Source organism: Ruegeria sp. CDSC051, assembly GCF_059610665.1.
The window spans coordinates 132,375-156,141 of the sequence record NZ_JBXWOC010000009.1 but is presented as its reverse complement, the minus strand read 5'-3'; the positions used below and the strand labels follow the sequence as shown (position 1 = coordinate 156,141).

At 56.5% G+C, this 23,767-nt stretch carries 28 protein-coding genes; 7 read left to right on the top strand and 21 right to left on the bottom strand.

Annotated elements, in window-relative coordinates; genetic code table 11:
- Positions 1–33: 33 nt before the first annotated feature.
- From AC2FH0_RS18240 to AC2FH0_RS18215, 6 genes are read right to left on the bottom strand one after another with little or no spacing between them, the layout of a single operon-like run.
- Positions 34–303: an HPr family phosphocarrier protein gene (locus AC2FH0_RS18240; RefSeq protein WP_142639277.1), complete on the bottom strand. Its 270-nt coding sequence runs from the start codon at positions 301–303 to the stop codon at positions 34–36.
- Positions 300–713, bottom strand: coding sequence for a PTS sugar transporter subunit IIA (locus AC2FH0_RS18235; RefSeq protein ID WP_142639275.1), 414 nt, complete (start codon positions 711–713; stop codon positions 300–302). Before AC2FH0_RS18235 ends, AC2FH0_RS18240 begins: the two co-directional genes overlap by 4 nt.
- Positions 710–1,591 carry an RNase adapter RapZ gene (gene rapZ / locus AC2FH0_RS18230; RefSeq protein WP_496790033.1) on the bottom strand — a complete coding sequence of 294 codons (882 nt, stop codon included), beginning with the start codon at positions 1,589–1,591 and terminating at the stop codon, positions 710–712. The genes AC2FH0_RS18235 and rapZ overlap by 4 nt, the downstream gene beginning before the upstream one ends.
- The gene (locus tag AC2FH0_RS18225; RefSeq protein WP_496690309.1) at positions 1,588–2,058 is read right to left on the bottom strand and encodes an HPr kinase/phosphorylase; all 471 of its coding nucleotides are present in this window, start codon (positions 2,056–2,058) and stop codon (positions 1,588–1,590) included. The genes rapZ and AC2FH0_RS18225 overlap by 4 nt, the downstream gene beginning before the upstream one ends.
- A gap of 4 nt (positions 2,059–2,062) precedes the next feature.
- The gene (locus tag AC2FH0_RS18220; protein WP_496698416.1) at positions 2,063–3,781 is read right to left on the bottom strand and encodes a sensor histidine kinase; all 1,719 of its coding nucleotides are present in this window, start codon (positions 3,779–3,781) and stop codon (positions 2,063–2,065) included.
- A gap of 32 nt (positions 3,782–3,813) precedes the next feature.
- Positions 3,814–4,518, bottom strand: a complete 705-nt coding sequence (locus tag AC2FH0_RS18215) for a response regulator transcription factor (RefSeq protein ID WP_142639269.1) — start codon at positions 4,516–4,518, stop codon at positions 3,814–3,816.
- A gap of 347 nt (positions 4,519–4,865) precedes the next feature.
- Here AC2FH0_RS18215 and AC2FH0_RS18210 point away from each other — a divergent pair, with 347 nt between their 5' ends.
- The 3 genes from AC2FH0_RS18210 (at position 4,866) to AC2FH0_RS18200 (ending at position 7,694) form a co-directional block, all read left to right on the top strand.
- Entirely contained in the window at positions 4,866–6,464 is a 1,599-nt protein-coding gene (locus AC2FH0_RS18210) for a phosphoenolpyruvate carboxykinase (RefSeq protein ID WP_142639267.1), read from the top strand.
- A 360-nt stretch (positions 6,465–6,824) separates the two neighbouring features.
- Positions 6,825–7,115, top strand: a complete 291-nt coding sequence (locus AC2FH0_RS18205; RefSeq protein ID WP_142639308.1) for a hypothetical protein — start codon at positions 6,825–6,827, stop codon at positions 7,113–7,115.
- Between the two features lie 36 nt (positions 7,116–7,151).
- A complete protein-coding gene (locus tag AC2FH0_RS18200; RefSeq protein WP_281973493.1) occupies positions 7,152–7,694 on the top strand; it encodes a hypothetical protein in 543 nt (180 codons plus the stop codon).
- Here AC2FH0_RS18200 and AC2FH0_RS18195 read toward each other — a convergent pair.
- Positions 7,691–8,455 (bottom strand): sulfite exporter TauE/SafE family protein, encoded by a 765-nt coding sequence (locus AC2FH0_RS18195; RefSeq protein WP_496702978.1) that lies wholly within the window; start codon positions 8,453–8,455, stop codon positions 7,691–7,693. The genes AC2FH0_RS18200 and AC2FH0_RS18195 overlap by 4 nt on opposite strands.
- 144 nt (positions 8,456–8,599) lie before the next feature.
- Between AC2FH0_RS18195 and AC2FH0_RS18190 the strand changes: the two genes are divergently transcribed.
- Both AC2FH0_RS18190 and AC2FH0_RS18185 read left to right on the top strand, forming a co-directional pair.
- Positions 8,600–10,291 carry an acyl-CoA dehydrogenase family protein gene (locus AC2FH0_RS18190; RefSeq protein WP_496692202.1) on the top strand — a complete coding sequence of 564 codons (1,692 nt, stop codon included), beginning with the start codon at positions 8,600–8,602 and terminating at the stop codon, positions 10,289–10,291.
- A gap of 214 nt (positions 10,292–10,505) precedes the next feature.
- Positions 10,506–11,060: a hypothetical protein gene (locus tag AC2FH0_RS18185; protein ID WP_496709632.1), complete on the top strand. Its 555-nt coding sequence runs from the start codon at positions 10,506–10,508 to the stop codon at positions 11,058–11,060.
- Between the two features lie 2 nt (positions 11,061–11,062).
- Here the strand turns inward: AC2FH0_RS18185 and AC2FH0_RS18180 are convergent, their stop codons facing one another.
- Entirely contained in the window at positions 11,063–12,292 is a 1,230-nt protein-coding gene (locus AC2FH0_RS18180) for an SGNH/GDSL hydrolase family protein (protein WP_496790031.1), read from the bottom strand.
- 232 nt (positions 12,293–12,524) lie between these two features.
- On the opposite strand from AC2FH0_RS18180, the gene AC2FH0_RS18175 reads away from it, so the two are divergent.
- On the top strand, positions 12,525–12,917 hold the full coding sequence (locus tag AC2FH0_RS18175) for an META domain-containing protein (protein WP_496790030.1): 393 nt from the start codon (positions 12,525–12,527) through the stop codon (positions 12,915–12,917).
- On the opposite strand, the gene recO is transcribed toward AC2FH0_RS18175, so the two are convergent.
- The 13 genes from recO to folK form a co-directional block, all read right to left on the bottom strand.
- Positions 12,901–13,626 carry a DNA repair protein RecO gene (recO, locus tag AC2FH0_RS18170; protein WP_496714049.1) on the bottom strand — a complete coding sequence of 242 codons (726 nt, stop codon included), beginning with the start codon at positions 13,624–13,626 and terminating at the stop codon, positions 12,901–12,903. The genes AC2FH0_RS18175 and recO overlap by 17 nt on opposite strands.
- 96 nt (positions 13,627–13,722) lie before the next feature.
- Positions 13,723–14,112, bottom strand: a complete 390-nt coding sequence (locus AC2FH0_RS18165) for a SemiSWEET transporter (RefSeq protein WP_496790029.1) — start codon at positions 14,110–14,112, stop codon at positions 13,723–13,725.
- A gap of 82 nt (positions 14,113–14,194) precedes the next feature.
- Positions 14,195–14,524 carry a DUF1491 family protein gene (locus AC2FH0_RS18160; protein ID WP_142639253.1) on the bottom strand — a complete coding sequence of 110 codons (330 nt, stop codon included), beginning with the start codon at positions 14,522–14,524 and terminating at the stop codon, positions 14,195–14,197.
- On the bottom strand, positions 14,521–15,429 hold the full coding sequence (gene era / locus AC2FH0_RS18155) for a GTPase Era (protein ID WP_496703723.1): 909 nt from the start codon (positions 15,427–15,429) through the stop codon (positions 14,521–14,523). Before era ends, AC2FH0_RS18160 begins: the two co-directional genes overlap by 4 nt.
- Positions 15,430–15,631: 202 nt before the next feature.
- Positions 15,632–16,312: a ribonuclease III gene (gene rnc, locus AC2FH0_RS18150; protein WP_496678783.1), complete on the bottom strand. Its 681-nt coding sequence runs from the start codon at positions 16,310–16,312 to the stop codon at positions 15,632–15,634.
- A complete protein-coding gene (gene lepB, locus AC2FH0_RS18145) occupies positions 16,309–17,148 on the bottom strand; it encodes a signal peptidase I (protein ID WP_271951346.1) in 840 nt (279 codons plus the stop codon). Before lepB ends, rnc begins: the two co-directional genes overlap by 4 nt.
- A 57-nt stretch (positions 17,149–17,205) precedes the next feature.
- Positions 17,206–17,625, bottom strand: a complete 420-nt coding sequence (gene acpS / locus AC2FH0_RS18140) for a holo-ACP synthase (protein ID WP_496707227.1) — start codon at positions 17,623–17,625, stop codon at positions 17,206–17,208.
- Entirely contained in the window at positions 17,622–18,245 is a 624-nt protein-coding gene (locus tag AC2FH0_RS18135) for a LysE family translocator (protein WP_271951355.1), read from the bottom strand. The genes acpS and AC2FH0_RS18135 overlap by 4 nt, the downstream gene beginning before the upstream one ends.
- Positions 18,242–18,988 carry a pyridoxine 5'-phosphate synthase gene (locus tag AC2FH0_RS18130; protein WP_281995877.1) on the bottom strand — a complete coding sequence of 249 codons (747 nt, stop codon included), beginning with the start codon at positions 18,986–18,988 and terminating at the stop codon, positions 18,242–18,244. Before AC2FH0_RS18130 ends, AC2FH0_RS18135 begins: the two co-directional genes overlap by 4 nt.
- The gene (locus AC2FH0_RS18125) at positions 18,981–19,679 is read right to left on the bottom strand and encodes a DUF2062 domain-containing protein (protein ID WP_142639238.1); all 699 of its coding nucleotides are present in this window, start codon (positions 19,677–19,679) and stop codon (positions 18,981–18,983) included. Before AC2FH0_RS18125 ends, AC2FH0_RS18130 begins: the two co-directional genes overlap by 8 nt.
- 16 nt (positions 19,680–19,695) lie before the next feature.
- Positions 19,696–21,828 (bottom strand): RelA/SpoT family protein, encoded by a 2,133-nt coding sequence (locus AC2FH0_RS18120; RefSeq protein WP_142639236.1) that lies wholly within the window; start codon positions 21,826–21,828, stop codon positions 19,696–19,698.
- A gap of 26 nt (positions 21,829–21,854) precedes the next feature.
- On the bottom strand, positions 21,855–22,208 hold the full coding sequence (gene rpoZ, locus AC2FH0_RS18115; RefSeq protein ID WP_142639234.1) for a DNA-directed RNA polymerase subunit omega: 354 nt from the start codon (positions 22,206–22,208) through the stop codon (positions 21,855–21,857).
- 94 nt (positions 22,209–22,302) lie between these two features.
- Entirely contained in the window at positions 22,303–22,872 is a 570-nt protein-coding gene (folK, locus tag AC2FH0_RS18110; RefSeq protein WP_496787658.1) for a 2-amino-4-hydroxy-6-hydroxymethyldihydropteridine diphosphokinase, read from the bottom strand.
- 140 nt (positions 22,873–23,012) lie between these two features.
- Between folK and AC2FH0_RS18105 the strand changes: the two genes are divergently transcribed.
- Positions 23,013–23,582 (top strand): LabA-like NYN domain-containing protein, encoded by a 570-nt coding sequence (locus AC2FH0_RS18105; protein ID WP_142639223.1) that lies wholly within the window; start codon positions 23,013–23,015, stop codon positions 23,580–23,582.
- Positions 23,583–23,767: the final 185 nt, after the last annotated feature.

Genomic DNA, 23,767 nt, shown 5'->3' with positions numbered 1-23,767 from the left:
GTTATCCCGTTCTTCGTATCACGGCGGGTGCGGTCAGAAACCTTCTCCGAACTTGTCGTTCACCAGAGTCTCCAACGCATCAGCCAACGCCTCAGCATCCGGTCCGGACGTCTCGACGTCAATAGTCGTTCCACGAGACGCTGCCAACATCAAAAGACCCATAATGCTGTCGCCGGATGCGGAAAGCCCGTCTTTCGACACCTCGGCCTGAGCGTCGAACCCTTCTACCAACTCGACCAGCTTGGCCGAGGCGCGGGCATGCAGGCCCTTTTCATTGATAATTTTCAAGCTTCGGGTGGTCATTCTTTATCTGTCCGGTTCTCGTCAAACGTCACATTTTGCGCATTGATATACTTACGTCCAGCTTCCATTGCCTGCCGCACGGCTTCGCCAATCGGCAGGTGGCGGGATTTGGCCAGTTTTATCAACATGGGAAGATTTGCGCCGTAAAGGATACGGCGATCCTGCGGCGCGCAGGCACGCAGGCTGAGATTCGACGGGCTTCCGCCAAACAGATCGGTCACGACGACAACACCGTCACCAACATCGACACTGTCGGCGGCCGCACAGATTTCCGATTGCTTCGCTTCGCGATCATGATCGGCCTCGATCGAGATCGCGGCCAGGCCGGGCTGATTGCCGACCACATGCTGCATCGCGGCCAAATATTCTTTGGCCAGCCCACCATGTGCTACGAGTACGATCCCGATCAATCCGGCCTCACATTCAACGATCGTCTTTCCATTTCGCGATGCCTAACTGCCACCTGCTGCCCCCCCTCTGCAAGGGCCTTTGCAACCGCTTCGGCCATTGCAACCGATCTGTGTTGCCCTCCGGTACAGCCAAAGGCCACGGACAGGTAGGCTTTGCCCTCGGCCCGGTAGGCGGGCAACAACAAAGTCAGCAGGTCAACCACCCTTTCGAAGAAAGGCGCATAGTTCGCGTCGGTTTGAATATAGCTCGCCACATCCGAATTGCGACCATCTTCGGCCCGTAGCTCGGGACGCCAGTACGGGTTGGTGAGAAAACGGCAGTCAAAGACCATATCCAATCCGCGAGGCAAACCACGCTTATAGGAAAATGATTCGATGGTTACCGCCAGATGCCGCCCACCCTGAGGTGCAAACCAGCGCTCAACCTCTTCGCGCAGTTGGTGAACATTCAGTGGCGTGGTGTCGATCAACGTATCTGCGAGTTCACGAATTGGGGCCAGCGACTCTTTTTCCTGGCGCACTCCGGTTTCAGGACTCGCATCCGCAGACACCGGGTGACGTCTGCGGGTTTCCGAATACCTGCGCAGAAGGACTTCATCGCTGCAATCGAGATAAAGCGTGGTCAGGTCAACCTGTTCCATCCACCGAAGCTTAGCCAGCAATTCGATGACGCCAATCGTGGAAAAATCGCGGTTGCGTGCATCAATACCCAGCGCCATGGGACGGTCGGTTTTTGGCCCGTCTAATAGACGCAGTAAAAGACCCATGGGAAGGTTGTCGATGGCCTCGAACCCCAGATCCTCTAACACACGGATTGCGGTGGACCGGCCTGCGCCGGATGGGCCGGTGACAAGTACGATGCGTCTTTGGGTCGTCATTGATTGGGCCATTCCGGGTCTGCGCACCCGTTTTTCATCAGTAGCAAGAGCGCTGCTGGTAAATTGGAGACGCCAGCGCCCCGAAGCAAGGGAACAGTTTGCCTCAAGATAAGAATTGAACGGGGTTCTGGCAGGCGCTCGGGTTCTTCTTGCGCCATGTCCACCACAAAGCCAACCGGCACCGGCCCAACCGAGACTGCCCGTAACAGGCCAAGACCTCTTGCCTCGATCAGTCCACCGATATTTGGAGCCGCCTCTGCCAGGGCGAGATTGCCATCCATATACAACCGAACCCGATCGTCCGCGACCAGATCGGCCCCCAACGCCATCATCTGCAAAGACAGCGCTGACTTCCCGGTGCCCGAAGGTCCCACGATCAAAACAGCACGGTCTGCTACCGCGACGCAAGAGGCGTGAACGATGGCAGTATCTTTGTGTTCAACAGAGGAGAGTGCGGACGTGCTCACCGCGTCAAACCGGCAGGCCCACGACAAATCGCGCGCCTTGAGGGTCTGATGTTATGTCCGCTTCGGTCGGGCGGATATTTTCGGCCCAAATCACCCCGCCATGCGCCTCGACGATCTGCTTGGAAATTGCCAGACCCAACCCCGAATTATTGCCGAAATGCTCGGCTGGTCGCTGGGAATAGAACCTTTTGAACACTTTGGTCAGGGCTTGCTCGGGGATGCCTGGGCCGGTGTCTTCAACAACAACCAGAACCCGATCCTCGCGCCGGCGTACCCACACACGTATGGCATCGCTTTCTTCGCAGAAGGAAATCGCATTGGTGATCAGGTTTACGAACACCTGCGCCAATCGCGCCTCAAGCCCGGTCACGGTGATTGGTTCGGGCGGCAGATCAGTGATGTAATCGATTCCCTTGGCGCGCGCATCCTCGCCCAGATACTGACCGAGGTTTCCGATCAGGTTCAACAAATCAAATGGCTGCTCTTCCTCCTTGACCAGTTCGGCATCCAGGCGCGAGGCGTTCGAAATGTCGCTGACCAGACGATCCAGCCGACGGACATCATGTTCGATCACCCCCATCAGCTTGTCGCGCTGGTCGTCTCTTTTAACCATGCGCAACGTGCCCACAGCGGATTGAAGGCTGGCTAGGGGGTTTTTGATCTCATGCGCCACATCTGCCGCGAATTGTTCGTTTGCATCAATCCGGTTGTACAGCGCTGTAACCATGCCGCGCAAAGCTCGGCTGAGTCGTCCGATTTCGTCCGGTCGCGCGCTCAGATCGGGGATGCGGATGCGGCCCGGGTTGACCCCCGCACCGCGGTCTTTACCCATCTCGGCGGCGGATGCCAGGTCGGCCAACGGGTTGGCGATGGTCGATGCAAGGACAAGGCTCAAGCCAACGGAAACCAAAAGCGCCACGACGAACATGCGCAGGATCCGCTCTTGATCACGGCGGGCCAATGCGTCGATTTCTCCGGCGGGACCGGCCATGGCAACTGCGCCAACGGGCTTTCCATCCAGTTGGATCGGGGCCGCAGCAACGATAACCGTTTCGCCTGCATCATCCTGAACCGCCTGAACCTGAATATGCCCGGTCAGCGCCTGTGGAATGATGGCCTGAACGCGTTGGGCCAAGGTTGGCGCTTCGCTGGTTTCATCTTGTTTGAACACTTTGGACAGCCCGGTCCAGACCGCGTTCAAGGCATCACTGATCAGTGTGCTTCCAGTCTGCGCATCAGCTTCTGAGCGCAGCATGACCGGCATCTCTGAGACCGCAGGCGCGCCGCGCGTCCAACCAATCAGCGTCCCTCGGGCATCGTAAACAAAGACTTCACCGCCGACCGGCAGGCTGAGACCAGCCAACGTATCTTTGACATCCAGGATGGCCGCGTCGCGGGTAATGCCAGTCACATTCTGTCGCAGCTGGGTTTCAAATACGTTGCTGACCAACTGCGCATCACCAACCAGGTTCCGGGCGGTCTGCTGCACCTGTTCTTCTCGCGAATTATCCAGATATAGCAATCCGGTGACCAGAATCACCAATGCAATCATGTTGAATGTGATGATCTTGCGCGCCAGAGGCGAGCCCCGCAGGGAAAACAGATTGCGGCGGCCGCGTGTGGCCCTGAGTTCGGCGGAATCGTCGCTCTGGGGGATGACCCAGTCATCTCCAAGAACGACGTCACCGTCGCGTAACTCGTTTTCTTGCTCAGTATCGCGCACGAGACCCAGTAACCCCTTAACTTAGGCCACGCTTATTCTTCGTTGTACCGATACCCAATACCATACAACGTTTCGATGGCCGAAAACTCCGGATCAGCAGCGCGCATCTTTTTGCGCAGACGCTTGATGTGGCTGTCGATCGTGCGGTCATCTACATAGACCTGATCGTCATAGGCAACATCCATCAGCTGATCGCGGCTTTTGACAAATCCCGGACGCTGCGCCAAGGCCTGCAGCAACAAGAACTCGGTCACTGTCAAAGAGACATCCGATCCCTTCCAACTCACCGCGTGGCGCAAGGGGTCCATCCGCAATTCGCCCCGTTCCATCACCTTGGCGTCGCCTGTGTTGGCAGCCACGGGATCACCCGAGGTCGCTTCCTGACGGCGCAGCAAGGCCCGTATCCGTTCTACCAGCAACCGTTGCGAAAAGGGCTTTTTGACATAATCATCAGCACCCATGCGCAAACCCAGAACTTCGTCGATCTCGTCATCTTTCGAAGTCAGAAAGATCACCGGCATCTGAGTCTTCTGCCGCAGTCGCTGCAGCAAATCCATGCCATCCATACGCGGCATCTTGATATCCAGCACTGCCATATCGGGCAGCTTCTTGTTAAACGCATCCAGAGCAGCCTGCCCGTCGTTATACGTTTCTACCTCGAAACCCTCGGCTTCGAGCGTCATGGATACGGACGTCAGAATGTTCCTGTCGTCATCCACCAGTGCAATCTTTGACATCGGGTTAACCCCTATTCCTGCTCTCATACGAAACAATTCGCTTATTTGTAGGGCATTTTTGTCGTTTTTATGGCCGCGAATCAATCGCCATCTACGAATCGTGCGATTGTTGTCACACACATGCGGCAAAAAAGCCGTTAATGGTCTTCGAAAAGTGTCTGTATTTCCGGCAGAAAAAACATGGTGGCGCTAAACCTGAACTTGGTTGCGCTAACTGCGCCAAACCGTCCTGTTCACGCCCTAAACGACCATGATAAGACCCGCCCAATCGCCGGTTTTCCCGGTACACTGCCCCAAGAGCGCACCTTGGCCAATCTGCCGCCGCGCCGCCACAGGAGAAGACACACATGACATCTGGACGGGTGAACCCGCAATTCCGCCTCGAAGATCAGGGCATCGAGGGTCTGGGCAATGTCTATTACAACTTCATGGAACCGGCACTGATTGAAGAAGCCCTCAAGCGGGGTGAAGGTACACTTGGCAATGGCGGAGCTTTTCTTGTCAGTACCGGCAAGTTCACTGGCCGTTCTCCCAAGGACAAACATGTTGTCCGCACCGACAGTGTCGCCGATTCGATCTGGTGGGAAAACAACGCCGAGATGAGTCCCGAGGGTTTCGAAACGCTTTATGCCGATATGATCGAGCATATGAAGGGTCGTGACTATTTTGTGCAGGATCTGGTCGGTGGCGCCGACCCCGCTTATTCGATCAACGTGCGCATGGTCACCGAACTGGCATGGCACAATCTGTTCATCCGTCACTTGCTGCGCCGCCCGGATCGTGAAGACCTGGATGAGTTCATCGCGGATTTCACAATCATCAACTGTCCCAGCTTCCAGGCTGATCCGGCCAAGCACAACTGCCGTAGCGAGACAGTGATCGCACTGAACTTCGACCGCAAATTGATTCTGATCGGCGGCACAGAATATGCTGGCGAAAACAAGAAGTCCGTCTTCACCCTGCTGAATTACATGCTGCCCGAAAAAGGCGTGATGCCGATGCATTGCTCGGCGAACCACGCGGTCGGCAATCCCGTTGATACCGCAGTCTTCTTTGGCCTCTCGGGAACTGGCAAGACCACCCTGTCCGCTGATCCGGCCCGCACCTTGATTGGCGATGACGAACATGGATGGTCAGACCGTGGCACTTTCAACTTCGAGGGCGGGTGCTATGCCAAGACGATCAACCTGAACGCCGAGGCCGAACCCGAGATCTATGCAACCACCAGCAAATTCGGCACCGTGATCGAGAATATGGTTTTCGATCCCGAGACCAAGGAGCTGGATTTCGAAGATGACTCGCTGACCGCAAACATGCGTTGCGCCTATCCGCTCGAGTATATCTCCAATGCCTCGAAAAGCGCGTTGGGCGGGCATCCGAAGAACATCATCATGCTGACTTGTGACGCGTTTGGTGTTCTGCCCCCGATTGCGCGGCTGACCCCGGCTCAGGCGATGTACCACTTCCTGTCGGGCTTCACCTCGAAGGTTGCTGGCACAGAGCGCGGCGTGACCGAGCCCCAACCCACATTCTCGACATGCTTTGGCGCGCCGTTCATGCCGCGTCGCCCAGAAGTCTATGGCAACCTGCTGCGCGACAAGATCGCCCAGCACGGCGCGACCTGCTGGCTGGTGAATACCGGCTGGACTGGCGGCGCCTATGGCGTTGGCAGCCGGATGCCGATCCGTGCGACCCGCGGTTTGCTGACTGCCGCTCTGGATGGATCGCTTCGGGATGCGGAATTCCGCAAGGATGCAAATTTTGGCTTTGATGTGCCGGTTTCCGTCCCCGGTGTCGCCGAAGTTCTGCTGGATCCGCGTCGCACCTGGGACGACCAGGCCGCTTTCGATAAACAGGCTGAGAAGCTGGTTCAGATGTTTGCCGAAAACTTTGAGCAGTATCTGCCTTTCATCGACGAAGACATCAAAGCCGTAGCAATCGGCTAATGTTGCAAAAGGGGGCCAACCTCTCCCCTTTTTTCGGACAGCACATCTGCAGGCAATCGTCCTTATTCGTCTAACGTAAGGTGTCCTTACAAATTCGTTGCCCGATTTGCCGGTTTAAGCTATCCAATGATGTCATTAAGACAAATTCGCCCGACGCAATCGCGCCGGGCGTTGTTTAAAAAATACCTTGGGTAACTCAGCCGCGCACTCACATTCGCGAATTGAGAAACCTAATCAGATAGCAAGTGTATGCCAATGGGGATGAGTGTCAATATGAGACCTTCTGAACATTCAGATTTCAGTTCGTCTCATACCGCTGCTTTGTCGCAGCGCGTGACATGGGAAACGACAGGTAACGAAATGACTGAAATCTTGAAACTGACCGAACTGCGCAAACTGATGCAAAGCATGGAGCGCACGCTGGGGCTGGAACAACTCTCACCGGTAGAGCGCGATATCTATTACGCCGCCGAAGAACTGTCCAAAGCTGACCAGGAAGTTCGGACATTTGGCTTGATTGAACACACGCTTGTGCAAAGCGTCTCGCGCCCGACCTTTTTTCGTGCGCTGAAGTCGCTGGTGCAGAAGGGGTATTTGTCACAAAGCGGTAGCGCGAACCGTGGACGGTATGTTGTGCATGCGCCTAAGTAATAAAGCGTTTGATCTGCGCATTGCTGGCTGACCGCCGTGCGCAGATGGGCCTCTGAAACGTTCTTTGCCTCACTGGCCTACGTGATTGCCTCGTTCCTTACGTTCGAGGTTCTGATGCCACTGCAGAACGTATTCTTCCCCGAATATCCCAGCAAGGCCAGCTTGCTGTTTCTCCCGCATGGTGTGCGTGTGCTCTCTGCTTGGTTGTTGGGGTGGCGGGCGATTTTTGCGCTCTTGCCCGGTGTCTTTCTTGTCTTTGCCTTTCTCGGCGGAAGCGACGTCTTCCTGCCCAACCGTCTGGCCGCCATAGCAATCGCCGTCACAACCGTTCCTGCTGTATTTTACCTATGCAAATGGATCGGCTTCGATCTGTTCCCCCACCCGGACCGCAAACCATGCTGGTCCTGCGTCATGGGGGTCGGGATCGTCACGTCAATATTGGTGTCCGTACTGACCAATCTGGCTTTTGGCAGCGGTGGGCTGGAATATATCGCCTTCCTGATCGGCGATATCTCGGGCCTGTTCTTTCTGATGCTGGGGCTTTATTTCACGCTGCGCGCGATAGATCGGCGTGCCTAGCCCATCAGCCCGCGTCGCAACAGGTTCAGCCCTGCGATAAGCAGCACGAACAGGGTGATCTTGCGAAACAGCGCCTGATCTATGCGCGACTGCAGTTGCAACCCTACCCACATGCCAGCCAGCCCCGGTAGCACCAGAGCAGCCGAGAACGGCGCGGTTTCGGCGCGGAAAATCCCGGAGCCCATATGCGCGAACAGCAAGCCCAACGCCCCCAAACCATAGATGACCCCCTGCACCCGCATCTGCACCGCTTTCGGGGTGTTTAAGGCGGTCAGATAGGCCACGGTTGGTGGTCCCCAAATTCCAGACATCCCCCCGACAAAGCCTGCAACCGCGGCGATCATGGCCTCTATTCGGGCAGATGGGCTGGCCAATTTCAGACGCAGCCCCAATACTTGGATCAATGCAAAGACTGTCACCGGGATGCCAATCATCAACAAAAAAGTTGATGCTGGCACTGCGCTGACCAACTGAGCACCAATCAGCAGAAACACCAACCCGACAACCAGAAATACACGGAACTGACGGATCGAGGACACGGCGGCCGGAACACCCCCGCGCAATGCCTGCACCCCATTTGTCACCAGGGTTGGCAGGATAAGCCCCGCGATCGCCATATCCGGCGAAAGGAACATGCTCAGCCCCGAGATCAGAACCATTGGCATGGCAAACCCGACCATGCCTTTGACCCAACCGGCAATGAAGGCAACCCCACAGGCCAGCAGCAGTTCTTGGGCAGAGAGCATAGAAAACAACGTCATGTCCCCCTGATATCACTCCTGACGGGTGCTGCACTGCAAAAATGATCAAGCAACTTTAGAACTTTTTAGTCGCATAATTCGTATTTTTGTTGCGCTGCATGTGCAGCATGATATGACCAGACGACTTTAGGAGAAAGCTGATTCATGGCCCATGACGGACAGGATATGACCCAGATGATTACATCCGCGATTTTGCCCGAGCTTCTAACGCTGACACGTGCGGCTCTGCCCGCCGTGGAGACCGTATTCGAACGCGCCCGCGAGTCGGTTCGCGCGATGGTGACAGAAGATGGTCGCGTGTCCGGCGCTCTGATCGAGGCCAATCAGACCGCCGCTCATGGGTTGGCATGGCTGGCGACATACAACCAGTCGCTGCAGCAAATGCAACGCTGGGCCGATGCTTTGGAGGCAGAAGGCAAATTCGGCGAGATCGAACAGCTGCTGCACCAAATCGCCTTTGGTGAATACTTGCATCAGGTCGCGGGCGGCATCCCAATGAACCAGGGTGAGATTTTGCGTCTTCAGGACATGGGTCTGGGCTGGGACGCGCTGTCCGGTTTCCAATGCGCCGAAGTTCAGACACTGATGGCACAGGCCAATTCACAGGCCGCACGCGGTCGCTTGGTTGAACTGATGGAAGAACAGGCCGGTGCCACGATGTTCGGAACGTCGGGCTTGGACGAAGAACTGGAAATGATCCGCGACCAGTTCCGCCGCTATGCCCAGGAAAAAGTCGAACCAAACGCCCATGATTGGCACCTCAAGGATGAGCTGATCCCGATGGAGATCATCGAGGAACTTGCCGAGATGGGTGTCTTTGGCCTGACCATCCCCGAGGAATTCGGCGGGTTTGGCCTGTCCAAAGCCTCGATGTGCGTGGTGTCCGAAGAATTGTCGCGCGGCTATATCGGCGTCGGTTCGCTGGGCACCCGGTCCGAGATTGCGGCCGAGTTGATCATTGCCGGCGGAACGGATGAGCAGAAAGCCCAGTGGTTGCCCAAGATCGCCAGCGCCGAGATTCTGCCGACGGCTGTTTTCACCGAACCCAACACGGGCTCGGACCTGGGCAGCCTGCGCACCCGTGCGGTCAAGAATGCGGATGGTGATTACGAGATCACCGGCAACAAGACCTGGATCACCCATGCGGCGCGAACCCATGTGATGACTTTGCTGGCACGCACCAACTCTGACACCTCCGATCATCGCGGCCTGTCGATGTTCCTGGCGGAAAAGACGCCCGGCACGGACGACAACCCCTTCCCCACCCCCGGCATGACTGGCGGTGAGATTGAAGTGCTGGGTTACCGCGGCATGAAGGAATACGAGCTGGGCTTTGATGGCTTCAAGGTCAAGGGTGAGAACCTTTTGGGTGGCGAAGAAGGCAAGGGATTTAAACAGCTCATGGAAACCTTCGAATCCGCCCGCATCCAGACCGCAGCCCGCGCCATCGGTGTGGCCCAAAGCGCGCTGGACATCGCCATGCAATATGCGCAGGACCGCAAACAGTTCGGCAAGTCGCTGATCAACTTCCCCCGCGTGTCCGGCAAGCTGGCGATGATGGCCGTCGAGATCATGATCGCACGACAGCTGACCTATTTCTCGGCTTGGGAAAAAGACAACGGTCATCGCTGCGATCTTGAGGCCGGGATGGCCAAGCTGCTGGGCGCCCGCGTGGCCTGGGCTGCTGCCGATAACGGCCTGCAGATCCACGGCGGCAACGGCTTTGCACTGGAATACAAGATCAGTCGCGTGCTGTGTGACGCACGTATTCTCAATATTTTTGAAGGGGCTGCCGAAATTCAGGCACAGGTGATCGCGCGGCGTCTGCTGGGCTGACCTGTTACGGCAATCCTGTTTCCCCAACTCGACCCGGCGCACGCGCCGGGTTTTTTTTGCCCGCAATACTACAATCTTCTGTTCCCAGTATTATTATTGATACCTGCCCTCATGTCCACGCTCGACCATGACCAGCCGCAGCACAAACTTCCCCCTATCACTGCGTCGATTATCCCGGTAGATCAGCGATTGATCACGAACCAGCGGCGAACACATGACCCGATCCATTCTTGTCCTTCTGGCCACGCTTGCGGCACTGGCCCTTGCCGGCTGTGCCACCCCTCAACCGACCGCAACGCAGAACGACATAGACGAGCTGGCGCTCGCCATCCGTTCTATGGGCCCTGAGGTTGATCCAGCCGAGGCACAGAAGGCGGCCACCATTGCCTATACCTATTCGCAGCGTCTGGCCCGAGAATGGCAGGTCACCGACCCGGCCATCATCCACAACGCCAAGGTCATTAACGGATTTCGTGAGCGCGGCCTGTGCAACGACTGGGCCGAAGCGATGACCAGCCGTTTAAGGGCAGAAAACTTCCGCACCCTGGAAATGCACTGGGCTACATCACCGCCAACGCCGCTGAGGATCATCCACCATTCCGCAGTGATCAGCGCAAAGGGCGACACGATGTTCGAAGGCATCATCCTTGACCCATGGCGCAACAGTGGCGCGCTGACATGGGCGCCAACGCGCGAAGATACGCGATACAACTGGCGTACCCGCATGGAGGTGCGCACCGCTTTGCTAAACGGAGAGCAACCCTACTGAGGTCAGGACGGGGTCTTACACTGGCTGATCCGTTCCGCCACCACGGGCAGCATCCGCGCAGCCACCAGCTTTGACCCTTCGGGCGTCAGATGCGTGTAATCGACATACAGCACCTTGTCTTTGTGGAGGGGGCCGCCGATCTCGGCAATATCGGTGAAAGGCACATTGGCCTCTTCAAACAAAGCAGGGAAATCGACCCGCGCGCGATGCATCAGATCTTCGCGTCCCGGCTTGTACCAATCCCGCGTGAGCTGGGCGATTTCGCGGTCGGTCTTGCTTAGGACATTGGTGTCCTCATAGACGACCTCAGGCTGCAAAAAGACGTGATAGCAAAACCCGTGGTAGTCGCCGAATGTTTCGATCAGCTTGTAATTGCGCAAAAATCCGACCTTTGCAGTCTGCGCAAGCTCTGCTGAAAAGTCTCTTTGCAAGGCGGTAACATCCCCATACGTGATATTTTTGGGGATTTCATAGCGGTCGAACAAGCCTTGCGTAAATTTCGAAGCCAGTTTGAAGGTATAGGAATACTGCGCCGGGTACCGCAGGAACGCATAGGCTGAAAAGAAGGGTTTGCGATCATTCAAGGCGTCAATCATGCGTGCGGACGAGTAAGCATAACTTTGGACCGGATTATCGACCCCAACATTGTAAAAATCATTGTGGCCATCCAGAAACACAATCATGTCCGGGCTGTACTCATATAGCGTCTCGTACAGGTACAACACATGTTGAAAACTGTGATACGCAACAACTCCGGCGTTGATCACCTCAATCGTCACACCGGGCATCTGATCGCCCAACCGCTCGCGCAGGTCCTGCTGCAGGAAATACGCAACCGTTTCCTGATTGGTGAGCGTTGGGTGGTCAGGATAAATACTGCCCTGCGATCCGATGGCATAAGCAGTTGAGCCACCCATCAGAAAAATGCGGAACGTGTCGTCGGGTTTTGGCTGTTCAATCAGCGTATCGTGGCGGAACCCTTGATCGGAATGGATACGCTGCCCGCCAGTATCAAATCCTCGCTGATAGTCTGGGTTCAGTTTGTGACCACGGATCGAAGAGTATAGATGTCGCTCTGCCGTATTGCCCAGCGTGTTGTCATACACATAAACCACGGTGAAATACGAAAGCAGTTCAACCAGCAGGAAGAGAAAGAGGGCATAGATCAAAATCATAAAAAACTTGGTTACAGGTCGCATCCGCCCCATGCCAACATCATCATTTCCGCTCACTACGAAGCTCCAATTCTATCAGGTCAAAATCAAATAAACCTGGCGTAGATACCGGTGTAAAAATTCCACCTAACTGCCCAAATCTTAGGAAAGGCCCGTTATTCGCTTTCAATATGTCCAAGATGTTTTGCAAGTCAACGGTCAGCATTGTATCCGATTCTTTACCTAGTCGGTTCAAAACAATGCGTCCAAGCCCAGGAAACTGTTCTTCGCTGAATTCAGGAATTCTGCCATGTTGCGTTACATAATGCTGCTTTCCCTTTCCGGATTACTCCAATGTCAGAAGGATGAAACCGTTGCGGCCTATGGTGCTGCCGAACGGGAATGGGCCCTGCAAGAGATCAACGGTCAGCCCTACAATGCCAGTGCCTTATTGCGATTTCTGGAAGAAGGCAAAGTAGCGGGCAACGCCCCCTGCAACAGCTACACGGGCAGGCTTAACGCGCCCTATCCATGGTTTGAGCTGACCAGCCTGACAGCGACCCGTGCCGCCTGTGCCGGGCTTGAGGCAGAAGGGATCTATTTCGCCGCCCTGCTTGCCATGACCCAATCCGAAGTATCAGGGAACCTGCTGATATTGCGCAATGAGGACGGGCAGGAAATGGTGTTCAAAGCTGCCGATTGATCTGATCAATAAACCGCGCCCGTGCGCCGGGCAGAGGGTTGTTCCCCAACGACGGAGCGACATGGTTTTCTAGAAAATGTCCGGTGGTCAACAATCCTTGCACCAATTCGGTATCCGGCGCGTCGCCCACGCCACGTAGGCAAGGTGGCAAGGGAAGCAACCTATCCACCCAGTCCCCTGCCCCATCAACGCTGACCGCACGACCTGTTTTCGGAGATACATATTCCAAACCTTCTGTTACCCCGGTCACGGCACAGCGTGTCAGGTCAAGGCCAAACCCCAGCTCTTCCAGCAGCGACAATTCCCACCGCAGATAGGCAAGCACCCAAATTTCGTCCTGACCCAGCAGGTCCATCAACTGTTCGGTTTGTTTATAGATGCGCGGATGCGCTTCGCGCTCAGGCAAACAGAACGAGAGCAGGGCCACCACCGCATTCAATCCGGCCAGCGCAAGCCTACCCGAAAACGCCGCCGCCGCCCGCGACCGCAGGGGCTCGACCTGAAAAGTGCCGATATGCTCCTCGAGCCGCGCGCGCCAAAGCACATCTAATTGCGCCCCGGGCTGCAGAATCGGCGCGATCTTGCGGCTGGTTCCACCACGTACGACGCCGGCATGACGACCGTGGCCTTCGGTAAAGACCTCGATAATTGCCGCCGTTTCGCCATGGCGGCGTGAGGTCAGAAGTATGCCGTGGTCGCGCCAGTCCAAAGCGTGTCCAATCTTGTGGGGTCAGTCCTGCCCGAGCAAAAGAACGCAAAGCCGGGACCACTGCAAGAGAGACCGGGAAATCGACGACCTATTGGGTCAGAACGTGACCCCCGCGTGGATCAGGATGCCCAGGACCATAAGAAGGTTCAGCACCATAGAAATGCCGTTGCCAACATAGATGGGCAACTTCTTGACGATCAGACCGTAGATGAACCAAAGCAAAGACAACGCCGCATAGAGCGACCATGTTAACAGCGATTGGCCCGACGCATGTTGAGAGTGGGTAAAGAAGAGCTTCACAAGCTGTGGAAGCGTGGCAAATGGACCTAAAATGCCGACAAATACCATGAAGCCCTCGAAGTGCTTCATCACGAGACCAAGGTTTGACTTTATGAACTTCTGACTAAATGTTTCAGCCAACGTAAGACCTCTATCCTCGTCATATGCTGCAACAACCCGTTTCAGCACCATCCGATAAATACGCATACGAATAGCGAAAATGGACCATCTTACCAAGACCTATGACATAACTTTGGCAGAGGCCTGCACCGCGTCTGTGCTACTACCGCTAATCCAGACCGTCCTCACCCAGCAAATGGCGCCCCTGCCGGTCTTCGACCTCAATCACCCAGAGGTCAGGGTCAAAGCTGCGCTGGCGTTGGATAGCCTCGTCCACATCGACCTCGGGACCAGAGGAGAGTTCAACCCACTTGCGCTCACCGCTCATCAGATCAAAGCTGCGCTGGAAGGCAGTGGCCTGACCGTCCAACGTGTTGAGCTTGATCAAAACCGCGCCGGCTGTGTCGTCACCATGGGCCACAACAAAGGCCGGTATTTCCTGAAATCGTAACCGTGCCAGATAGGCGTGAACCCAGAAGTCTGCCGTCAGTCGCGTCATGCGTTTCCGTCTTTGAATTCCAGACCCATTTCCGAATAGCGCTCGGATTCCTCCAGCCAGTTTGGCCGGACTTTGACCTGCAGGAACAGGTGGATCTTGCGATCAAGGAATTCTTCCAGCTCGGCCCGGGCCGCTTGGCTGACGGCCTTGATGGTCTCGCCCTTTTTGCCCAGAACGATACCTTTATGTCCATCGCGCATGACATAGATTATCTGGTCGATCTTTGCCGACCCGTCCTTGCGCTCTTCCCAATTCTCGGTCTCGACGGTCAGCTGATAGGGCAGTTCCTGATGCAGCCGCAGGGTCAGCTTTTCGCGTGTCATTTCAGCCGCGATCATACGCAACGGCAGATCAGCGATCTGGTCTTCGGGATACAGCCACGGGCTTTCGGGCAATTCGCCCGCCAACCATTTTCGCAGATCGTCAACGCCATGGCCCTTCTCGGCCGAGATCATGAAGGTCTCGGCGAAAGAATAGCGGGAGTTGAGATCGCTGGTCAGGGCCAGCAGCTTTTCTGACTGCACCCTGTCGATCTTGTTGATGGCCAGCGCGACGGTGCGGCCCTGCCCGATCTCGTTCAGACCTTCAAGGATGCGCTCTACGCCCTCGGTGATGCCACGATGCGCTTCGACCATCAGGACAACCACATCTGCATCCGCGGCCCCGCCCCAAGCAGCGGCCACCATTGCCCGATCCAGACGGCGACGCGGTTTGAAAAGGCCCGGCGTGTCCACAAAGACCAGCTGCGCATCACCTTCCATCGCCACGCCCCGGATGCGGGCGCGGGTCGTCTGAACCTTATGTGTCACGATCGAGACTTTGGCCCCGACCATGCGATTCAGAAGGGTGGATTTGCCTGCGTTGGGCTCTCCGATCAGGGCGATAAATCCGGCGCGTGTCGTCATCTGGGGTTTGATCCTGTTTGCAGATGGGCCTCCCTATCGCAGAAAGAGGCAGCGGACCAGAGCGATTTGCAGCTTTGGCACATGCGTTCAGGATGGCATTGGGTGGGGTATGTTGGGCGACCTATCACCGGATAGGACCCGTGTTCGACCGATAGGCATTTCCGGCCAGCCCTCAGGAGACTGACTGTTTTTACCCGGTAGACTAATTCTGCAAACGGTCCAGCAACGACTTGGCAGCCGCCTGTTCGGCCTGACGCTTTGACCCTGCTGTTGCCTGCTCTTCCGCCCCGTCCTGAAGACGCGCAGCAATGGTGAAGACCGGCGCATGGTCCGGGCCAGAACGTCTGACTTCGACATAGCTGGGCGGTTTCTGGCCCCGTGCCTGCGCCCATTCCTGAAGCGCCGTTTTGGCGTCACGGGCGTCGGCCTCGACATCGTGGATGCGATCACCCCAGAGCTTTAGGATAACGGCGCTGGCGACCTCGAACCCGGCGTCGCGATAAACCGCAGCAATGACTGCCTCCATCGCGTCGCCAAGCAAAGCTTGTTTGCGCCGCCCTCCGGACAGCATTTCAGATCGGCCCAATTTCAGTACAGCACCCAAATCAATCTGCAGCGCCACATCTGCACAGGCCTCTTTGCGCACAAGCGCATTGAACCGGGGTGCAAGCTGACCTTCGCTCGCTTTTTTGTCCGCCTCCAGCAAGGCCGTCGCCATCACCAGACCCAGCACCCGGTCGCCCAGAAACTCGAGCCGCTGGTTGTCCGGGCGCGTAGCCGAGGATACCGATCCATGGGTCAACGCGCGCACCAACAGCTCGGGGTTGGCAAATTCATACCCCAGACGCTTTTGAAACGCCTTTATTTCGGCGGATAGCTTCAATTCACGGCCTTAAAGAAACGGTCTCCGCGCCAGGTCCAGAAGAACAGCATCGACCGGCCAGCGGATGAGAACATGATACGATCTGCACGACCAATCAAGTTTTCATAGGGTACATATCCGACACCCCCGGCCGATTGCGGCAGGCGGCTGTCGCTGGAATTGTCGCGGTTATCGCCCATAAAGAAGTATTCGCCTTCGGGCACTGTATAGACGCCGGTATTGTCCGACCCCTGATTACCGATATTGAGCACATCATAGGACACCCCGTTGGGCAGGGTTTCGATCATGCGGGATTTCTCACACACGCCACCACGGCCAACCGGGCCGTTTTCACAGCGCGGGCGCAACCCTTGCGGACCTTGCGGCGCCGCGACCTCGGTGAAGACGCCATCGGGTTGCTGCGGAACCGGAGTACCGTTCAGGATGATCTGGCCCTCGATGATCTGGATACGATCGCCGGGCAGGCCAATCAGGCGTTTGATATAATCGCGGCCCGTTACCGGATGACGGAATACGATCACATCACCGCGCTCGGGATCGCCGGCCCAAATACGGGTGTTGTCATCACTTTGCATCCAGCCACAAACATCCTCGGCGTCGATATTGAGGCCGACGCTAGGAATAATCAGACTGGGGCAAGAGGCATAGGAATATCCATAGGCCATTTTGTTGACGAACAGGAAATCCCCGATCAACAAGGTCTGTTTCATCGACCCTGACGGAATCCAGAACGGCTGAAAGAACAGGGTACGGAAAACGCCCGCGATCAACAGCGCATAGACGATGGTTTTGATCGTCTCCCACACGGGATTTCCGGTTTTGACGTCCTCGGCCATACTGCTCTCCGGTCCTTGGTTTGTTGGGGTGCTACATGCGCGGCGCGGCGGGGTTAGTCAAGACAGAGCGCTGCGTTCGCGAATTGGGCGCGCCTCGATCACCACGAAGGCCTGCGCCCAGGGGTGGTCATCGGTTAGGGTGACGTGGATGATCGCCGCATGACCCTCGGGGGTCATATCGTTGAGCCGTTCCGCCGCCCAACCGGTCACATGCATCACTGGCTGGCCGGTTTTAAGGTTGGTCACAGCCATGTCCTTCCAGGAAATCCCCATACGAAGCCCGGTGCCCAGCGCCTTGGAGCACGCCTCTTTCGCGGCCCAGCGCTTGGCATAGGTGCCTGCTGTGTCGGCGCGGCGTTCGGCCTTGCGCTGTTCGATGTCGGTAAAAACACGGTTGCGAAACCGGTCACCAAACCGGTCGAGCGTGCCTTGAATGCGGTCTATGTTTGCGAGGTCTGTGCCGATGCCTAGGATCATGACAACCGCACCGTCAAAATCTTGTAACTTGCCACCCCAAAGAACCCGGCAAAGGCAAAATCGAACCAGCGGCGGGCGCGGCGGTAGGCGCGGACTGTGCGTTCGGAAGAGAAAAGGAATGCATAGCTGATGAAAATGAGCAGCGAGCCCGCGTAAAGCAGGCCGAAATAGCCAAGCAGCATCGACAAGCTGGCGTCATTCGGGGCAACGATAGCGTAGATCGAGCCCCAGCTGAGGATCGCCTTGGGGTTGGTCAGGTGAATCGCCGCGCCTTTGGCAAAGATGGTGCGTAGCGAGCCGGTGACCGGGTTGCCCAACGCCATCTCATCCGATGACAGCGCCCGTTTCAGGGCCTTGAGCGCCAGCCAGCCCAGATAGGCTACACCAACATAGCGGATTACTTCGAACACCCAGACATTGGCCAGCATGATCGCCGACAGGCCCAGCGCGGCGGCGATGCCCCAGGCAGCGGACCCCGCACAGATGCCCAGTGCAAAGACCAGACCGGCGCGGCGGCCTTCGTTCATTGCAGTTCCGGCGATGCCCATGGTTGCCGGACCGGGTGAGCCTCCGGCCATCAGCCAGGCGATCCAGATTGCTATGAAACCCGAGGTTATCATCCCCGCGCCTCATCCATCAGGCGGCGCATTTCCTGAATGGCGGGGGTCATGCCCAAAAAGATCGATTCGCCAATCAGAAAGTGACCAATGTTCAACTCGCGCACCTCGGGGAAAGCGGCGACAGGTTTGACCGTGTCGTATGTCAGACCATGTCCGGCATGCACTTCGAGGCCAAGCGAATGGGCAAAGGTGGACATGTCGCGCAGGCCTTCCAGCTCTTGCGCTGCCTCATCCAGTTTGCCTTCGGCATGGGCGTCACAATAGGCGCCTGTGTGCAGTTCGATCACTTCGGCGCCGATGCGATGCGCGGCCTCGATCTGGCGACGGTCGGCGGCGATAAAGATCGACACGCGACAGCCCGCATCACGCAAAGGTGCAATGAAATGGGCCAGTTTGTTTTCTTCGCGCGCGACTTCCAGCCCGCCTTCGGTGGTCCGTTCCTCGCGCTTTTCGGGGACGATGCAGACCGCGTGCGGCTTATGGCGCAAAGCGATTTGTTGCATCTCGGGCGTGGCTGCCATTTCAAAATTCAGAGGTACCGAAAGAACCTCCATCAACCCGTCAATATCTGCGTCCGAAATATGCCTGCGATCTTCGCGCAGGTGAGCAGTAATGCCATCTGCACCGGCTTGCTCGGCCAGCGTGGCCGCGCGCAAAGGGTCGGGATAGACCCCACCACGTGCATTCCGCACTGTGGCCACATGGTCGATATTCACACCGAGACGCAAACGGTTCTCAGACATCCTTTGATTCCTTTCCCAAATCCTGGCTCGAGCCTAGTTGGTTTGACTCTGGAACGGCAGCCTCGGATTCAGCCAGACGTTTGATTTCTTCAAACTTCTTTTTGATCCTGTCGCGACGCCGTTGCTGATAGGTGTGGACCAGCGGCAGGCTGAGATAGTAGCAAACCACCCCAGCCAGCAATCCGGGAAGAATGCCGCCAATCAGGTACGGAAAGAAAACCTCGTCGTAGAAAATTCCCAGCCCGTGCCAGTCAGCCACCCGGTCGGTGAATACTGCAATCAGGTTGTCTTTGAGATCACCGATAGCATTGGCGAACTTCCCCATAAGCCCATGGGTGTCGCCCTCTTCAAACTCGGTGCCCAACAGGAAATGCCCGGTCTGAAGGCAAACCACCCCGATGGGCACATAGGTCAAAGGGTTTCCGAAAAACGTACCGCTGAGTGCAGCCAGCATATTGCCGTTGAACAATCGCGCAGCCAGGGCGGCAATGCCAAAATGCAGCCCGTAAAAAGGTGTAAAGGCCGCAAACACTCCAAACCCTACCCCGCGGGCGATGCGTTCAGGTGAATCCGGCAATCGCCGGACGCGGTGTTTCACATAGTGGAAGGCCCGGGTCCAGCCACCACGAGGATAGACGAATTCCGATGCGATCTGGACAGGCGAGCGTCGATCTCGGCGCTTGAATACCACTCCTGATCACCCCTTCTCAGCCAGCCGCAACTGCGGATTTAGCTCTGTCTCTGAAACGTTCAACCGCTGCAACATCGCTTTCGGCCTCAAGCATCAACATCAACGAATGCAACTGCTCAAGGTCGCGCAGTTCTACGTTGACCAGCAGGCGGTAAAAATCCGGTTTGCGATCCACAAATTCTAGGTTCGAGATATTGGCCTTTTTCTCGCCGATCAATGTACAAATGCGACCCAGCACACCTGCGTCATTGCCAATCGTAACATCAATCGTTGCCCCGTAAACAGCCGGGTGAGTTCCCGAGTGCCAGTGCAGATCGACCCAGCGTTTGGGCTCACTCTCGTATTCGCTCAGGCGATCACAGTCGATTGCATGCACGACAACACCTTTGCCGCGATAAGTGATCCCGACGATCCGTTCACCCGGCAATGGCTGGCAGCAAGGGGCGCGGTCAAACTTCTGCCCCGGCTCAAGACCGATCACGGCCCGGCGCATCGGAATGGCATCACCATCATCCTGCGTCAGTTCTGGGTAGACGGCGCTTACCACATCATGGGCAGTTAGTTCTGCACTGCCCAGGCGCGCCAGCAGCTCATGCCGGTCTTTCAGGCGCAGATGCTTGGCAGCAGTGTCCAGCGCCTTGTCGGTCGCTTTGCGCCCGACATGTTCAAATCCCGATCGCGCGAGTTCTTTGCCCAGCTTGATGAACCGCTCTCGGTCAACCTCGCGCAGGGCGCGACGAATGGCTGTACGGGCTTTGCCGGTGACGGCAATTTCCAACCACGTGACTTGGGGAGTCTGACCGTCAGCTGTTATGATATCCACCGACTGCCCGTTCTTGATCCGGGTCCAAAGTGGCACGCGAATACCATCAACCTTGGCCCCCACACAGGCGTGCCCGATGCGCGTGTGGATGGCATAGGCAAAGTCGATCGGCGTCGCACCACGCGGCAGTTTCACCACGTCCCCCTTAGGCGTGAAACAAAAGACCTGGTCCGAATACATCTCGAGCTTGACCGCCTCGAGGAAATCCTCGTGATCCTCTTCGCTGTCGAATTGTTCGGTCAGGTTGGCGATCCACTTAGCCGGGTCGACTGCAAAGGGGTTTTCCGAACGCACGCCATCCCGATAGGACCAGTGCGCGGCCACGCCAGTTTCGGCGACATCATGCATCTGACGGGTGCGGATCTGAACCTCGACCCGCTTGCCGTCACGGCCTGAAACGGTGGTGTGGATCGACCGGTAACCGTTCGATTTCGGCTGACTGATATAATCCTTAAACCGCCCCGGCACGGCGCGCCAACGCTGGTGGATCGCGCCAAGGGTTCGATAGCAGTCTTCTTCGCTTTGCGTAATGATGCGGAACCCGTAGATGTCGGACAGACGCGAGAACCCCTGGTCCTTTTCCTGCATCTTACGCCAAATCGAATAGGGTTTCTTGGCACGGCCAAAAACCTCGGCTTCAATCCCGGCCTTTTCAAGTTCGTGCCGCATGTCGCCGGTGATCCGGTGGATCACGTCACCCGTTTCGCGCTGCAGCGTGATGAAGCGGCGGATGATGGACTGGCGGCCTTCAGAGTTGAGAACGCGGAAGGCGAGGTCTTCCAGCTCTTCCCGCATCCATTGCATACCCATACGGCCTGCAAGCGGCGCGTAGATATCCATCGTCTCGCGCGCTTTGACGATCTGCTTTTCGGGCCGCATCGCCTTGATCGTGCGCATATTGTGCAGACGGTCTGCCAGCTTGACCAGAATGACCCGCAAATCCTTGGACATCGCCATGAACAGCTTGCGGAAGTTCTCGGCCTGTTTGGTTTCGCGGCTGGACAGCTGAAGGTTTGTCAGTTTGGTGACCCCATCAACCAGCTTGGCGACTTCTTCGCCAAACAGCTCAGACACTTTGCCGTAATTGGCCTTGGTGTCTTCGATCGTATCGTGCAGCAGCGCCGTGATAATAGTCGCATCATCCAGACGCTGTTCGGTCAGGATGGCGGCAACGGCAACAGGGTGGGTGAAATAGGGCTCGCCAGAATGGCGGAATTGCCCATCATGCATCTGCTTGCCGAACTCATAAGCTTTGGCAATGCGGTCTGCATTCGTCTTGGGATTGTAGTTGCGGACCAGCGCAATCAGGTCTTCAGCAGAAATCATCCGGTCCGCACCTTCATTTGTGGGGATTACCCCTGGCCTTGAGCCTCCATCAGAGCGCGCAGCAGCTTTTCTTCGGACATGTCGTCATCCGCAGGCTTGTCTGTTTCCGCACCCATCAGCAGCGCCATCTGGTCTTCTTCAGGTTCGTCGACCTCGATTTGGGTCTGGTTGGCCTCGATCAGCCGCTCGCGCAGCTCATCAGCGCTCTGGGTCTCGTCGGCGATCTCACGCAGAGAAACAACCGGGTTTTTGTCGTTGTCACGGTCAACGGTGATCGGACCACCGGCGGAAATCTCGCGCGCACGATGGGCGGCAAGCATCACCAGTTCAAACCGGTTCGGAACCTTGTCTACGCAATCTTCAACCGTCACGCGGGCCATGGGGCGCTCTCCGTTACTGAATCCATGTCAGGAAGAGGTTTATCTAAGGGCGAATCCCTGCCTTGACAAGCAGGAAATGCTGCAAATGCACCAATCATAACGGGGTAACTGCCGCAATATCGTCCGAAGGAAGCCCCGCAAGCATTTCCCTGACGGTCAGGTCCAGTATCGGATGCCGCCAATTCGGGGCAACATCCGCCATGGGAACAAGCACAAACGCACGATCCTGTACCCTTGGGTGCGGCAGGATCAACTGATCCGGCGCCTGCTGTTTCTGATCTTCGGGCGGCAGCGATAACCAGCTTTGAAAAACCTCGCGGTCGGGCAGAACCAGATCATCGTAACAGACCAGGTCCAGATCCAACGTCCGCATTCCCCAGCGCTGAATCCTCTCGCGCCCGTAATCATGTTCAATTCCATGCAATATCTGCAGCAACTCAATGGGTGACCTTTCAGTCTCGATCAACACGGCCGCATTCACATAGTCAGGGCCCGCGCCCGCAGGAAAACAAGGGGTCGCATAAAAGCGGCTTTCAGCCCGAATCAACAGCCCCTGGCGCAAAATCGCGTCAATGGCATGCCGTAGCGTCAGATGGGGCTCAAAACCTCTCACTTTGAGATTTGCACCGAGGGCAAGCACTGCTTTTGAGGTGGTTTTGCGCATCCTACTCCCTATATTCGGCGAATTGCATACTTGCGATACACCATAAAACCCCTAATTATGGAGATATCAATGCGCTGTATTTTCCCAAGACTCACTCACGTAACACGCAGCGCGCTGATTTGTACCGGAAGGACCTATTTATGTTTTATAAAGACGAACGGCTAGCGCTGTTCATCGACGGCTCGAATCTTTATGCAGCCGCAAAAGCACTGGGGTTTGACATTGACTATAAACTGCTGCGCCAGGAATTCATGCGCCGCGGTAAGATGCTCAGAGCTTTCTATTACACAGCGCTACTTGAAAATGACGAGTATTCGCCCATCCGTCCACTGGTTGATTGGCTGCATTACAATGGCTTCACCATGGTTACGAAACCGGCAAAAGAATACACCGACAGCATGGGGCGTCGGAAAGTCAAAGGTAACATGGATATCGAACTGACCGTCGATGCCATGGAGCTTGCACCACGTGTAGACCATATCGTGCTGTTTTCCGGCGACGGAGATTTCCGCCCGCTGATCGCAAGCCTGCAACGTCAGGGGGTACGCGTTTCTGTGGTGTCGACCATCCGCAGCCAGCCACCCATGATCTCGGACGAATTGCGCCGCCAGGCCGACAACTTCATCGAGCTGGAAGATCTCCGCGACGTGATCGGTCGTCCGCCGCGCGAAATGCCGATGGAACCGCGCACCGTTGCCGCAGGCGGGTAGTAACTGGCCCCAAAGCAAACTCGGTTGAAAATTAGCGCGGTCAGGGGAAACCCTGGCCGCGCTTTTTAAACAAAGATCAGGTGCTGAAAACACCTATTGGCTAGCATTGAACCATGTCGGATCAATGACATTGTCCTGACTGGACCATGGCCGTGAAAAGACTTACCTGTGTCGGTAAGGAGAAC